The sequence below is a fragment of the Actinoplanes sp. NPDC051343 genome (assembly GCF_044455125.1).
In the GTDB taxonomy this organism is placed as follows: Bacteria; Actinomycetota; Actinomycetes; order Mycobacteriales; family Micromonosporaceae; genus Actinoplanes.
Window position 1 is genome coordinate 40319 of record NZ_JBITEL010000023.1, and the last position, 13263, is coordinate 53581.

15 protein-coding genes are annotated in these 13263 nt (G+C 72.7%); 5 read left to right on the forward strand and 10 right to left on the reverse strand.

Annotation, left to right across the window (positions count from 1 at the left end):
- Positions 1-61 precede the first annotated feature (61 nt).
- Genes ACIA5C_RS45360 through thpR form a run of 3 tightly spaced genes read right to left on the reverse strand, consistent with a single transcriptional unit; the run spans position 62 to position 1584 of the window.
- Positions 62-673 (reverse strand): hypothetical protein, encoded by a 612-nt coding sequence (locus tag ACIA5C_RS45360; protein ID WP_396066902.1) that lies wholly within the window; start codon positions 671-673, stop codon positions 62-64.
- Complete coding sequence (locus tag ACIA5C_RS45365) at positions 670-975, reverse strand: PadR family transcriptional regulator (protein ID WP_396066904.1); 306 nt, start codon at positions 973-975, stop codon at positions 670-672. The genes ACIA5C_RS45360 and ACIA5C_RS45365 overlap by 4 nt, the downstream gene beginning before the upstream one ends.
- Positions 976-1026: 51 nt before the next feature.
- Complete coding sequence (thpR, locus tag ACIA5C_RS45370) at positions 1027-1584, reverse strand: RNA 2',3'-cyclic phosphodiesterase (RefSeq protein WP_396066906.1); 558 nt, start codon at positions 1582-1584, stop codon at positions 1027-1029.
- Positions 1585-1674: 90 nt separating this feature from the next.
- Here thpR and asnB point away from each other — a divergent pair, with 90 nt between their 5' ends.
- On the forward strand, positions 1675-3510 hold the full coding sequence (gene asnB, locus ACIA5C_RS45375; RefSeq protein ID WP_396066908.1) for an asparagine synthase (glutamine-hydrolyzing): 1836 nt from the start codon (positions 1675-1677) through the stop codon (positions 3508-3510).
- Position 3511: 1 nt separating this feature from the next.
- Here asnB and ACIA5C_RS45380 read toward each other — a convergent pair whose 3' ends face one another.
- A complete protein-coding gene (locus ACIA5C_RS45380; RefSeq protein ID WP_396066910.1) occupies positions 3512-4168 on the reverse strand; it encodes a VOC family protein in 657 nt (218 codons plus the stop codon).
- Between the two features lie 10 nt (positions 4169-4178).
- On the opposite strand from ACIA5C_RS45380, the gene ACIA5C_RS45385 reads away from it, so the two are divergent.
- Together ACIA5C_RS45385 and ACIA5C_RS45390 are read left to right on the forward strand one after the other, a co-directional pair.
- Positions 4179-4334, forward strand: coding sequence for a hypothetical protein (locus tag ACIA5C_RS45385; RefSeq protein ID WP_396066912.1), 156 nt, complete (start codon positions 4179-4181; stop codon positions 4332-4334).
- Positions 4331-5092, forward strand: coding sequence for a class I SAM-dependent methyltransferase (locus ACIA5C_RS45390; RefSeq protein ID WP_396066914.1), 762 nt, complete (start codon positions 4331-4333; stop codon positions 5090-5092). Before ACIA5C_RS45385 ends, ACIA5C_RS45390 begins: the two co-directional genes overlap by 4 nt.
- On the opposite strand, the gene ACIA5C_RS45395 is transcribed toward ACIA5C_RS45390, so the two are convergent.
- Both ACIA5C_RS45395 and ACIA5C_RS45400 read right to left on the reverse strand, forming a co-directional pair.
- Positions 5093-5695 carry a TetR/AcrR family transcriptional regulator gene (locus tag ACIA5C_RS45395; protein WP_396066916.1) on the reverse strand — a complete coding sequence of 201 codons (603 nt, stop codon included), beginning with the start codon at positions 5693-5695 and terminating at the stop codon, positions 5093-5095.
- Positions 5692-6399: an SDR family NAD(P)-dependent oxidoreductase gene (locus tag ACIA5C_RS45400; RefSeq protein WP_396066918.1), complete on the reverse strand. Its 708-nt coding sequence runs from the start codon at positions 6397-6399 to the stop codon at positions 5692-5694. Before ACIA5C_RS45400 ends, ACIA5C_RS45395 begins: the two co-directional genes overlap by 4 nt.
- 95 nt (positions 6400-6494) lie before the next feature.
- On the opposite strand from ACIA5C_RS45400, the gene ACIA5C_RS45405 reads away from it, so the two are divergent.
- Positions 6495-7013, forward strand: coding sequence for a GNAT family N-acetyltransferase (locus ACIA5C_RS45405; RefSeq protein WP_396066920.1), 519 nt, complete (start codon positions 6495-6497; stop codon positions 7011-7013).
- Here the strand turns inward: ACIA5C_RS45405 and ACIA5C_RS45410 are convergent.
- The 3 genes from ACIA5C_RS45410 to ACIA5C_RS45420 are packed head-to-tail and all read right to left on the reverse strand — an operon-like array spanning position 6980 to position 9641.
- Positions 6980-7642, reverse strand: a complete 663-nt coding sequence (locus tag ACIA5C_RS45410) for a response regulator (protein WP_396066922.1) — start codon at positions 7640-7642, stop codon at positions 6980-6982. The genes ACIA5C_RS45405 and ACIA5C_RS45410 overlap by 34 nt on opposite strands.
- Entirely contained in the window at positions 7639-8787 is a 1149-nt protein-coding gene (locus ACIA5C_RS45415; protein WP_396066924.1) for a sensor histidine kinase, read from the reverse strand. The genes ACIA5C_RS45410 and ACIA5C_RS45415 overlap by 4 nt, the downstream gene beginning before the upstream one ends.
- 29 nt (positions 8788-8816) lie before the next feature.
- Complete coding sequence (locus ACIA5C_RS45420; RefSeq protein WP_396066926.1) at positions 8817-9641, reverse strand: lysostaphin resistance A-like protein; 825 nt, start codon at positions 9639-9641, stop codon at positions 8817-8819.
- A 163-nt stretch (positions 9642-9804) separates the two neighbouring features.
- Here ACIA5C_RS45420 and ACIA5C_RS45425 point away from each other — a divergent pair, with 163 nt between their 5' ends.
- Positions 9805-10650 carry an alpha/beta hydrolase family protein gene (locus ACIA5C_RS45425; protein WP_396066928.1) on the forward strand — a complete coding sequence of 282 codons (846 nt, stop codon included), beginning with the start codon at positions 9805-9807 and terminating at the stop codon, positions 10648-10650.
- A 9-nt stretch (positions 10651-10659) separates the two neighbouring features.
- On the opposite strand, the gene ACIA5C_RS45430 is transcribed toward ACIA5C_RS45425, so the two are convergent.
- Positions 10660-13251 (reverse strand): AAA family ATPase, encoded by a 2592-nt coding sequence (locus ACIA5C_RS45430; protein WP_396066930.1) that lies wholly within the window; start codon positions 13249-13251, stop codon positions 10660-10662.
- Between the last annotated feature and the right edge of the window lie 12 nt (positions 13252-13263).

Genomic DNA, 13263 nt, shown 5'->3' on the forward strand with positions numbered 1-13263 from the left:
TCCCGCGCGAAGTTGAACATACGTCACGCGAGCCACACATCTATGAACCGGTTAAGTAAATTTATGGCCGCAGTCGCTGCAGCGCCGGGGCCTTCAGCTCGGCTCGAAGCACCCAGGCCTCGTTGAGAACGCGGAGCGCGTAGATCAGCTGTGCCCACCGTGACGCCCCGGTGAACGCCAGCTCGTAGAGTTCGGCCTGCCACTCCTCGTCGTAGCGGGCCCGCTCGCCCGCGGGCAGGATGCGGGCCGAGATGCGGGTCAGCCGGACGGCGCTGGTCAGCGGCGTCACCCGTCCGTCAGTGCGGGCCACGGCGGGCACCGGATCGCGCTCGGTGGCGATCAGCTCGGCCAGTTGCCTGAGGTCGTCGGCGCACCGGGCCAGGTGCAGCAGGTGTGACTCGTCGACCGACTCCTCGGCCAGCGCGACGAAGATGCTGTCGAGTTTCTTGAACAGGCGGTCGACCAGGACGTCGTCGAGAACCCGGTGGCGGCAGGCGGCGTTGTCGAGCACGCGCAGGCAGTCGATCGCCTGCAGGGTGCAGGACGGGAGGCGGATCACGTCGAGCAGGAACCGTTCCACCGGCCGGCTGCCGAGAGCCTGCGAGAGCACCGCGCGGTCGCCGGGTGACCGGCGCAGTTCCGGGATGTCGGGAAAGACCGGCCGGCTGTTCACGCGAGGCCCCCGCGCGCTTCGAGAAAGCGGCTGAGCGGGATGCGGGCCTCGTCGAGGGCGATGCGGGCCTGCTCGGCGCCGTCCGGGCTCAGCCGGTAGTAGCGGCGCCGCGGGCGGCCCTCGCGCGCCGGGTCGATGTCCTCCCAGTGCGACTCGAGCCATGCGAGCTTTTCCAGCCGGGCCAGGATCGGGTGGATCGTGCCGGAGGGCAGGCCGGAGGCGACCGACAGCTCGAGCCCGTACCGCTCGTGTGTCGGGTTCTCGAGCAGTGCCCTGAGCACCAGTTGAGTCTGCAGCGTCATGCGGGGCCGCCTCATGCTCTATCTCTACCATGCCCCTTGGTAGAGGTGAAGCTAGCCGACGGGGTAGCCGGCGATGCGGTCGTAAACGGGCTGCGGCCCCAGGTGGCTGCGCATCAACCGGATCTCGGCGACCGGCCAGGACGGACCCTCGTAGGCGGCGAGGACCGAACGGTCGGCCTCGATCAGCGCGTCGTCCAGTTTGTCGCTCGGGCGGGCGACGGTCAGGTGCGGGCGGAACGGGCGGTCGTCGTACGCGACCTTGCTCTTTCGCAGCTCGTGGCGTACCCGCCGGGCGAGGCCGTCGAGGCCGTCGCCCTCGACGCCGACCCAGAGGACGGTGAACCGGCCGCGGCCGAAGCGGCCGCCGCCGGCCAGCCGGAGGGTGACCGGCGGGCCGGGCGCGGCCCGCTCGAGCGCCTCGGCCGCGGACGGCGCCCGGGAGTCGGCGACCTCGCCGAGGAATGCCAGCGTCACGTGCCACGTTTCGCGGCGGGCCAGCCGGGTGTTGATGCCGTCGGCGTGGGCCTTGGCGACGTGCAGGCCGTCGAGCCGGGCGGAGAGGTCATCACAGGCGGCCGGGGGCGGGTAGGCCGCGACGAACAATCTCACTCAGGAACGGTAGCGCAACCGTATTACATCGATTGCCTCCAATGTCACTCGGTGTTGCCAGCGTGTTACGGACACGGTAGAGCTGGTGGTATGTGTGGAATTGTGGGATGGGTCAGTTATCGGCGCGATCTTTCGCATGAGGGTGCGGTCCTCCGGGCCATGACGGCGACGATGAGCCTGCGCGGACCGGACGCCCAAGGGGTCTGGTTGAGCACGCACGCCGGCCTCGGTCACCGGCGGCTCGCGGTGATCGACCTCGAGACCGGCGCCCAGCCGATGACGGTCGAGCACGACGGCGCCACGATCGCGGCCATCACCTACAGCGGCGAGGTCTACAACTACCGCGAGCTGCGCGACGAGTTGCGGTCCAAGGGGCACCAGTTCCGGACGGCCAGCGACACCGAGGTGGTGCTGCACGCCTACCTCGAATGGGGTGAGGACTTCGTCGACCGGCTCAACGGGATGTACGCGTTCGGCCTCTGGGACCCGCGCCAGCAGGCACTGCTGCTGGTCCGTGACCGCATGGGCATCAAGCCGCTCTACTACCGCCCGATGTCCGACGGCGTCGTCTTCGCCTCCGAGCTCAAGGGCCTGCTCGCCCATCCGCTGGTGCCGGCCGTGGTCGACAGCGACGGGTTCCGCGAGCTGCTCGCCATGGTCAAGACGCCCGGTCACGGTATCTACCAGGACGTGCACGAGGTGGAGCCGGGCGAGGTCGTGCGGGTCAGCCAGGCGGGCCTGCGGCCCCGCCGCTACTGGCGATTGGAGGCGCGCGAGCACACCGACGATCAAGCTACGACCGTACGCACGGTACGCGCGCTGCTCGACGACATCGTCCAGCGGCAGCTCATCGCCGACGTGCCGCTGTGCGTGCTGCTGTCCGGCGGCCTCGACTCGTCGGCGATCACCGCGCTGGCCGCCCGCTCGGTCGGCGGGGTGCGGTCGTTCGCGGTCGACTTCCCCGGGCAGGCGGAGAACTTCCAGCAGGACGACATGCGAGCGACCCCGGACGCGCCGTTCGTGCATGACGTCGCCCGGCACGTCGGCACCGACCACAACGACATCATCCTCGACTCGACCGAGTTGATGGATCCGCTGCATCGTCTCGGCGTGCTCGGCGCGGCCGACCTGCCGTCGGCGATGGGCGACATGTACACCTCGCTGTACCTGCTGTTCCGGGCGATCCGCGAGCGCTCCACGGTGGCCCTGTCCGGCGAGTCGGCGGACGAGGTGTTCGGCGGCTACCGCTGGTTCCACGACCCGGTCGCGGTCGCGGCCGACACGTTCCCCTGGGTCACCGCGGTGCGGTCGCGCACCGAGACCGACGCCGGCCTGTTCGCGCCCGACATCGAGGCCAAGCTCGACCTGCCCGGATATCGCGACGCGGCCTACCGTCAGGCGCTGAGCGAGGTCGACCATCTGCCGGGGGAGTCGCCGTCCGAGCACCGGATGCGGGAGATCTCCTATCTGCACCTGACCCGGTTCGTGCAGATCCTGCTCGACCGCAAGGACCGCATGAGCATGGCCCACGGCCTCGAGGTACGCGTCCCGTTCTGCGACCACCGCCTGGTCGAGTACGTGTACAACACCCCGTGGTCACTCAAGACCTTCGACGGCCACGAGAAGAGCCTGCTCCGGGCGGCCACCGCCGACGTGCTCCCGGATTCGGTGGTGCAGCGGCGGAAGAGCCCGTATCCGTCGACCCAGGACCCGGCGTACGAAAAAATGCTGCGTGACCGCATGCGCGACATGCTCTCCGACGCGAATGCGCCGCTGCGGCCGCTTCTGGACGACGGGCGGGCCCGGCGGATGACGCAGGGCGGTTTCGAGGGCAGCAGTTTCGGGGCGGCCCGGTGGGGGATGGAACTGGCGCTGTCGCTGAACGACTGGATGACGCGCTATCCCGTGAGCCTGCAACTGGACTGAATTATTCGCGGCCCTGCCAGGTCGTGATGCACGCTTCGTTGCCCTCGGCGTCGGAGAGCACCCAGAAAGCCGGCGCCCGGCTGTCCGAAACGACCAGTCCGCCGTGGTCGACGGCGGCCGCGATGCGTTCCCCGGCCTCGTCGTGCGGGACGGAGACGTCGAAGTGGATCCGGTTGCGCTGCGGGCGCGGCTCGTCCATCTGCTGGAACCAGATGGCCGGACCGTGCCCGTCCGGGTCGACGATCGGATCCTTCGGACCGTCGTTGCCGGCCTCGTCGGCGTAGCCCAGGATCGCCTTCCAGAACGGCCGGATCGCCGGGATGTCGAGCGCGTCGATGCCGACCTCGAGCAGTTGTGCCCCCGCGGGCGCCGTCCAGAGGCCGATCTCGCGGACCGCGGCCGAGATCTGCTGGGCCAGCTCGACATCCCTGGTGGTCACCGCGGCGTGCGCCGCCGACTGCAGGGTCAGGATCACCCGGTGCGGGCGCAGATCGATGCGCAGATGGCCGTCGCTGCCGTCCACCACCCGCCGGGCGACGTCGACCGCCTGGGCCATCGACTGCACGGCGACCGACGCGCGCAGCGTGCCGAGGATGAACCGCCAGCCCTGCTCAGCCACCGCGTTCGAAGCGGCGGTCCTGCCCAGCACCTCTTCCATGGGGAAGATTATGCCGATCGAACTCCGTCCAGCGCCGCTGTACGTCATCGGCGCGCTGATCGCCCTGGCCGGTGGCGGCCGGGCCGGGTTTGAATACATGGACGGCGGCACGGCTGCACCGGGATCGGCCGCGAGGGCACTTCGGCAGGGATGGAGCGCGTCATGAGTTTCGAGGTCGTCGCCGACGCCTACGGGCAGTTCATGGGTCGCTATTCCGAGCCCCTCGCTGAGTCGTTCGTCGAGTTCGCCGGTCTGCGGCCGGGCGATCGCGTTCTCGACGTCGGCTGCGGCCCGGGCGCCCTGTCCGCCCGGCTGGTGTCATCGCTGAGCGCCGCCGCGGTCGCCGCGGTCGACCCGTCGGAGACGTTCGTCGCGGCGGCCCGGCACCGGCTGCCCGGCGTCGACGTCCGCCTGGCCGTCGCCGAGAAGCTGCCGTTCGGCGACGACACCTTCGATGCCGCGCTGGCCCAGCTGGTCGTCCACTTCATGAACGACCCGGTGGCCGGGCTGAACGAGATGAGCCGCGTGACCAGGCCCGGCGGGGTGGTCGCCGGCTGCGTGTGGGACCACGCCGGCGACGGCAGCCCGCTCTCGCACTTCTGGCGGGCCGTCAACACGCTCGACCCGGACGCCCACAACGAGTCGGGCCTCGCCGGAGCGCGGGAAGGGCACCTCGCCGAGTTGCTCTCGGCGGCCGGCCTGCGGGACATCACGTCCACGGCCTTGACCGTACGCGTGAGCTTCCCCAGCTTCGACGACTGGTGGGCGCCCTTCACTCTCGGCGTCGGACCGGCCGGCGACTACGTGCAACAGCTCGACCAGCCGCGCCTCGACCTTCTGAAGCAGCGCTGCGCCTCCTACTTCCCGGCCGCGGGCCCGTTCGAGATCGCCGCCACCGCGTGGGCCGCCCTCGGCCGCGCCTGATCAGGGCCGCGGCTCGACCACGCGGCGGACGGCGGCCAGCAGTGCCGAGCGGTGCTCCCGCAGGCGGCCCTCCGACACCGGCTCCTCGCCGGCCGCCGCGTGCAGGGCGGCCGGGGCGCTGAGCCAGCTCTCGGTCATCCGCAGGACCAGGGCGAACATGTCGGCCGCCGGGATGTCGGTGCGCAGGCGGCCCGCGCGCTGCGCCTCGGTGACGCTGTCGAGGCGCGAGCGATAGGAGGCCACCTCCTCGTCGGTCGGCTCGGCGCGTTCGAAGGCGCGCCAGATCGCGATGCGGCGGGCCTGCGGGTTGGCCAGCACGTAGTCGAACCGGGTGGCGGCGAAGGCGACCAGGTCACCGTCGTCGAGCGGGACCGCCTCGAGCACCGAGGTGGCCTGGTCGTCGATGACGGCGTCGAAGAGGTGGTCCTTGTCGCCGAAGTACACGTAGATCAGCCGCTTGTTGGCGCCCGCCCGGTCGGCGATCCGGTCGATGCGGGCGCCGGCCAGGCCGTACTCGGCGAACTCGTCGGTCGCGGCGCGCAGCAGCAGCGCCTTGGTCGCCTCGGAGTCGCGGGGGCGCCGGTCCGGGGTCGTCGCGTTCACCAGGCGACCGGGCCGTGCGCCTCGAAGAAACCGCCGGTCGGTCCGTCCGGGCCGATCTGCGCCATCCGGACGAGGATTTCCGCGCCCTGCTGGACGGTCTGCGTGCCCGCGTGGTGGTTGAGGTCGGTCGCGGTGAAGCCGGGGTCGACCGCGTTGATGCGTACGGCCGGGTACGCCTTCGCGTACTGCACGGTCAGCATGTTGACGGCCGCCTTCGACGACGGGTACGCGATGTCGGGGTAGAAGTGGGTCGGCTTGGCGGGGTCGGCCAGGTCGCGGGTCAGGCCCAGCCCGCTGCTGACGTTGACCACGACCGGCGCCGCCGACTGCTCGAGCAGCGGCAGGAACTCGTGCAGCATGCGAACCTGGCCGAAGACGTTGGTCTCGAAGATCGCCCGCACCGAGTCGGCGGTGGTTTCGGCGGCCGGGATGAACCCGCCGTCCGCCTGGCGCGGCTCGATGCCGGCGTTGTTGATCAGCACGTCGAGCCCGCCGTCGGCCCCGATCGTCTTCGCCGCGGCCGCCACCGAGGCGTCGTCGGTGACGTCGACCTGCACGAACCGCCCGCCCAGTGCGTCGGCCGCCCACCGTCCGCGCTCGGCGTCGCGCGCGCCGACATAGACCGTGTGCCCGGCGGCGATCAGCTGCCGGGCCGTCTCGTAACCAATGCCCTTGTTCGCGCCGGTGATGAGTACGGTCGCCATCTCGGTCCTCCTGTAACTAACTGGATAGTGACAAGGTAGCTCGTCTTCGGGCGGTAAGTCAATAGTTAGTTACATCGGCTCGGTAGGCTCCGGCGATGCCACCCGAAGTGCACCTGCTGGCGGACCGGCCCGAGCTGATCGCGGCCGTCGGACTCCTGCGCCGGCGGGAATGGGGCCACCCGCCCGAGCCGGTCGACGCGGCCTTCTGGGTCGGGAACACCCGGCAGGAGGCGGGCCGCGACGGGCTGCCGTTCACCCTGGTCGCGGTCGGCGCCGGCGGAACGGCCGTCGGCGCGGCCGGCCTGGGTGAGTACGACCAGGAAGACCTCCGCGACCACAGCCCGTGGGTGATGGGGCTGGTGGTCGACCCGGCCTGGCGCGGGCGGGGCATCGGCCGGGCGCTGATGACCGAGCTCGAGGCCCGCGCGGCCAGGCTCGGCCACCGGCAGATCTGGGTCGCCACGACCGCTGCCGCGGAATTCTATCGACGATGCGGCTGGCGGCACGCCGGCACCTCGGTGAGTGCGGTGGAGGGGCCGATGACCGTGCTGACCACCGCGCCGCGGGCGGTCGGCCGCGGTCAGTCGCCGGGCTGGACCAGTCCGATGCGGTAGGCGAAGACGACCGCCTGGACGCGGTCCCGCAGGTCGAGCTTCATGAGGATGCGGGAGACGTACGTCTTCACGGTCTCGGCCCCGATGACCAGCGAGGCGGCGATCTCGGTGTTCGAGAGGCCGGCCGCGATCAGCCGGAGGACCTCGAGCTCGCGCGGGGTGAGCGCGCCGACCGCGGCCGTGGTCGAGGCGGCGGGACGGATGCGGGTCGCGTACCGGCCGATCAGGCGCCGGGTCACCGCCGGGGCCAGCAGCGCCTCACCGCGGGCGACCGTGCGGACGGCGTCGGCCAGCTCGGGCGGGTCGGCGTCCTTCAGCAGGAAGCCGCTCGCCCCGGCGCGCAGGGCCTCGTAGACGTATTCGTCGATGTTGAACGTCGTCACGACGAGCACCTTGGCCGGGTCGGTGACGCCGGTGCCGGCCAGGGCGCGGGTGGCCTCGATGCCGTCCATGACCGGCATGCGGACGTCCATCACGACGACGTCCGGCTTCAGGCGGCGAGCCAGGCCGACCGCCTCCCGGCCGTCCGCCGCCTCGCCGGCCACCGTCATGTCCGGCTGGGCGTCGAAGATGGTGACGAAGCCGGTGCGGATGAGGGCCTGATCGTCGCAGACCAGCACGCTGATCATGCCGACTCCCGGGCGGCCGGCAGGTGTGCGGCCACGGTGAACTCGCCGCCGTCGCCCGGGCCGGCCGACAGCGTGCCGCCGAACAGCTCGACCCGTTCCCGCAGCCCGGCCAGTCCGCGCCCCGAACCCCCGGCGGGCCCCGAGCCCCCGGCCGGCCCCGAACCCCCGGCCGAGCCCGCGGCGGTCGTGACCGAGATGTCGAGGCTGGACGGGTGGTAGCCGAGGCGGACCACCGTGGGGTGGCCGGTCGCGTACTTGAGGGCGTTGGTGAGGGACTCCTGGACCACCCGGTACGCGGTCAGCTCGCGGCCGGTGCCCAGCGCGGCCGGCGGCGAACCCTCCTCGATCAGCGAGACCGGCTGGCCGGCCGAGCGGGTGCGCTCGATCAGTTCGGTCAGCTGCGTCAGCCCGGGCAGCCGGTCCCGCGGTGCGGACGCGGCCGGGTCGAGGACGCCGAGCAGGTCGCGCAGGTCGCCGAGCGCCTTCTTGCCGGTCTCCCGGATGGCGGTCAGGCTCTCCCGCGCCGGATCCAGCGGCAGGAACTGGGCCGCGTTGGCCTGCACGACCATCGCGGTGACGTGGTGGGTGACCACGTCGTGCAGTTCGCGGGCGATGCGGGCCCGTTCGTCGGCCCGCGCCGCCTCCGCCTCGGCCCGGCGCCGCAGCGAGGCGGTCGCCCGCATCGCCCGCACGTATGCCCCGAGGAGCCAGGCCGCGGTCAGGGCCAGATAGAACGCGACGTAGTCGGCGACCCGGTCGACCGAGCCGGCCAGGTGCAGCCCGGCCGCCAGGGCGATGTAGCCCGCGCTGGCCGAACCGGCGGTCCAGCGGCGGAACCGGTTCTGATAGGCGGCCGCGCTGTAGATGGCGATGAGCAGGCCCAGGCTCGCGAACGTCGCGTACCCCCGGAGCTCCTGGACCGAGAAACCGGCCGCAACCACCGCCAGGGTGACCGCCGGCCAGAACCGGCGCAGCACCAGCGGCAACGACTGGGCCAGCGCGACGGCCACGGCCAGGGCGTCGAGAGGGCGGTGCGGCAGCTCGCCGAGCCGGGTCCCGTGGGTCGCCAGCGGCGGCACGAAGGCGACCAGCGCCAGAGCCAGGCCCAGCGCGGCATCGCGCACGAGAGGCGAACGAGGGGACACGGCAGCAGCGTAGCGGCGCGGCAAGGTGATCAGCGGCCGCGGGCCGAACGGAGCAGCCACACCGAGGCGAGCACGCCGATCAGGATCGCGAGGATGCTGGCCTCGGGCCCGAAGCCGCCGCCGCTGACCAGGGCCGGCCCGTGCGGCACACCGACCACCAGGCCGCCGTGGAAGGCCGACCCGGAGTCGGTCGCCCCGAACAGGCCGGATTCGGCGAAGTTCCAGCCCAGGTGCAGGCCGATCGGCAGCCAGAGGCTGCGGCTGACGGTGTACGCGGCGCCGAGCAGCACGCCCGCCTCGACCGCGATGGCCAGCGCACCCCACAGCGTCGCACCGGGGTTGAACAGGTGGAGGGCGCCGAACAGCAGGCCGGAGACGGTCAGCGCGATCGCGGTGCCGGCCCACTTCTGGACCAGCCGGAACACGACGCCCCGGAACAGGATCTCCTCGGTCACCGCGACGCCGCACATGATGCCGAAGGTCGCGATCGTGCCGCTCACCGAGCCCCAGCCGGCGATGCGGTAGCCGCCGAACATCGCGATCAGGCCGATCACGACCCCGAACAGCAGCAGCCCGAGCCCGAGGCCGCGCAGCACGCCGCGCCGCGCCTCGCCGAGGGCCAACTCGTCGACCGGTCGCTGTTCGAGCCATCCGACGAGCGCGCGGTAGGCCAGCACGCCGCCGGTCGCGACCACCGCGCCGACCAGGAGTCCGAGGACGGCGTGCCCGGCGGCCGCCGACTCGATCGGCCCGGCGATCACGATCAGGGCGAAAAAGGCGAGGAGCAGAAGAAAACCGCGTACGCCCGCGGGCCGCAACCAACCCGGAAAGCGTGAGAGTTCCGTCGAAGTCATGCCGAGAACGCTAGGGATCCTCAGATCGGTGGTCGTCACCGTCAGGTAAGCAATCACCGGTCCCCTACGCGGGGGATGACTGGTGATTTCGCCGATGCCCGGGCACCGGGCGGGCGCACAGACTCATCGGCATCAATGCGTTACCGTCCCGAGGGAGTCGTCCGTGAAACACCAGCTCAGACGCCGCCTGACCGCCGCCACCGCCGGTCTCGTCCTCGCGCTCACCGGCCTCGTCGCGACGCCGCAACCGGCGCTCGCCGACCAGGTCGGGCAGGCGCCGACCACCGCCAACATCGGCGGCAACGGCAGCTTCGCCACCACCAGCACGACCATCACCGGCGCATCCGGGTTCGGCGGCGGCCGGGTGTACTACCCGACGACCGCCGGACAGTACCCCGTGATCGCCGTCGTGCCCGGCTACACCGCGTACTGGTCCAGCCTGGCCTGGCTCGGACCGCGAGTGGCCTCCTGGGGTTTCGTGGTCGTCGGCATCGAGACCACCACCACCCTCGACCAGCCCGCCCAGCGCGGCCAGGAACTGCTGGCCGCCCTGCGCTGGGCCACCAGCACGTCGCCGTCCGCGGTCCGTGCCAAGGTCGACCCGGCCCGGCGGGCGGTGGCCGGGCACTCGATGGGCGGCGGCGGCACGCTCGAGGCCCTGCGCTCCGACTCCACGCTCAAGGCGGGCGTGCCGCTGGCGCCGTGGGACCTGAGCAGCAACTGGAGCGCGGTGCGGGCCCCGGTCGCGATCATCGGCGGCCAGGCCGACACGGTCGCGCCGGTGTCGACCATGTCGATCCCGTTCTACAACTCGCTCGGCGGTTCCAAGGACTACGTCGAGCTGGCGGGACAGAGCCACTTCTTCCCGCAGACCGCCGACCCGGTGGTCTCGCAGGTGCTGGTCTCCTGGATGAAGCGGTTCGTGTCGGGGGACACCCGGTTCACGCCGTTCACCTGCGGACTCGCCGGCAATCGTGAGGTGTCGAACTTCCGGTCCAACGCCTGCTGAGTCCGGCCGCTACGCCATCAGACGGGCCAGGTCCACTCTCGACCGGATGCCGAGGCGGGTGAAGATGTTGCGCAGGTGGTGTTCGACGGTTCGCGGGCTCAGGAACAACGTGGCCGCCACCTCGCGGTTGGTGGCCCCGCTCGCGACCAGCTCGGCGATCCGCGTCTGCTGGGGCGTCAGGGTGTGCCTCTCCCGGGACCGGACCGGAGTCTCACCGGCCGCCCGCAGCTCGGCGGCGACCGTCGAGGCCCACCAGGCGCAGTCGAGGCGCTGGAAGGTGTCGAGGGCCGACCGCAGGTGCTCCCGCGCGCGGATCGGCCGCCGTTTCCGCCGCAGAAGCGACCCGTAGAGCAGTTCGGTGCGGGCCCGCTCGAACTCCGACGAGCCCCGGGCGTGGGCGTCGATGGCCCGCACGAACTGCTCGTCGTCGCCGGTGACCAGGGCATGGCAGCGGGCGGACAGGGCCAGCCAGTCCGGGTTGCCGGTCTGCGGGGCCCACCGGTCGAACGCCTCGACCAGCTGCCTCGCGAAGCGGGTCTCGCCGGCCCGGACGGCCGCCTCGACGGCGAACGGAGTGGCGCCGACCCGCACGATCAGATGGCCGGTCGACATCAGCGGCATCAGCCGGGCCACCGCCGCCCGATGCCGTCCGGCCAGCAGGTCGACGGTCGCCAGGGCCCAGTCGCCGAGCGCCCAGCCACGGCTGCCCGGGGCGGCCACCGCCTCGCGCACCCGTAGACGAGCCGTGGCCGGGTCGCCGTGTACCGCCGCCAGCACCGCCAGCAGCGACAGACTGCCGCCGGCCAGGCCGGACTGGCCGCTCGCCCGGGCCAGGTCGGCGCTCTCCTGAAGGCCGGCGACGGCGTCGTCGTGGTGGCCCAGGGCGAAGCGGGCCCCGGCGGCCAGCTCCATCGCCAGCGGGACGGTGCTGACGTCGCCGCGATCGCGGGCCAGGGCGGCGGCGCGGTCGCCCAGGGACCGGGCCTCGTCGTCCTGGCCGAGCAGGAACGCGGCGGCACAGGCGCGGGTGAGGGCGGGGTGCTCGTCGAGGCGTACGGCCGAGGCCCGGACCCGGCGCAGCGGGCCGGCCGCCCTCCGGTAGTCGCCGCGGTAGATCGCGGCCGAGCCGACGAGATAGTCGGTGAGCAGCCCCATCATGGGCGGATCGCCGGGCCGGCGCAGGGCTCGGGCCTGGTCGGCGAGCGCGGGATAGCCCCGGTAGTCGCCGTTCAGGCCCATCGCGTCGCCGGCCGCGACCAGGGCGTCGAGGGCGCGGCGGCGATCCCGGTCGACCAGGGCCGCCGCCGCGGCGACCAGTCTGTGCGGTGACGGCCGGTCGCCGAGGTGCAGATCCAGCTCGCCGGTCAGGACGTCGGCCTCGGCTCCCGACGTCCGGCGGAGCAGCCGCCGGGCCCGCCACGGTTCTCCGGCGCGGAAGGCCTGTCGCGCGGCGGCGATCCGGTAGGCGGCGGGGTCGGTGGCGATGCGGGCGGCGGCCTCCAGGGCGTCGGCGGCGGCCGCCGGAGCGGCCCGGTCGGCCCGGTGGGCGAGGCTCTGCGCAAGCATGTCGTCGGTGCCGGCCGTCAGGGCGGCCCGGTGAAGATCCCGCCGCAGCGGGTCGGCGACCACGCCGGCGAGAAGCCGATGAGCTTCCCGGCGCTCGGCGGCGGTCGCCTCCTGATAGGCCACGCGCCGCAGCAGCGCCGGGCGGAACACCAGCCGCTGTCCGTCCACGTCGAGCGGGCCGGCCGGCTCGCCCGGCAGCTCGTCGACCGTCAGACCGGGGTCGGCCGCGGCGCACAGCACCGCGCGGCGGGCCGCGGCGGGAAGACGGTCCAGGCTCGCCCGCAAGCCGCGGCGCAGGCGGCTGCCCGCAGGCAGAGAATCGGGCGGGGCGGCGTGCCCGCGGCGCTGTCCGGCGTCCAGCCCGGCCGCCAGTTCGACCAGGCCGAGAGGATTGCCGCCGGCGATGGCGATCAGCGAGCCGGCCACCTCGCCCGCGAGCGGCGGTCCGGGCAGGGCGGCCAGCAGGGCCCGGGCGTCCTCGGGGGCCAGCGGGCGCAGCGTCACGGCCGGCAACCCGGCCAGCAGCTCGACCGGATCCTCCGCCGTGCACACCATTGCGACGCGTGAGCCGGTGAGCCGCCGGGCCGCGAACGCGAGGGCGCGCAACGACAGCGCGTCGATCCGGTCGGCGTCGTCGATCACGCACACGGCGGGGGAGATGCGGCACAACAGCTCGAGCAGCGCGGCCGGCAGGGCCAGCGGGTCGCGCCCGCTCGCCGACCCTCCGGTGACCGCGCGCAGGGCCTCGGCGTGATGCGGCGCCAGGTCGGGAAAGGCGTCCCGCACCGGTCGCAGCAGGCGGTGCAGGCACGCGCCCGGGATGTCGGCTTCGCCCGGGCTGCCGCCCGAGCTCAGCACGGCGAATCCGCTTGCGGCCGCGGCGGCGTGCGCGGCGATTGAGGTACGCCCGGAGCCCCGCTCACCGAGAACCACCACCGTGCCGCCGTCTCCCCGCCCGGCCGCCTCGACGAGCAGGCCCAGCGTGCGCAGCTCGTCGTCCCGTCCGTGCAAACGCGGCAATACTGCACTGGGCATGCAAATAGTGTT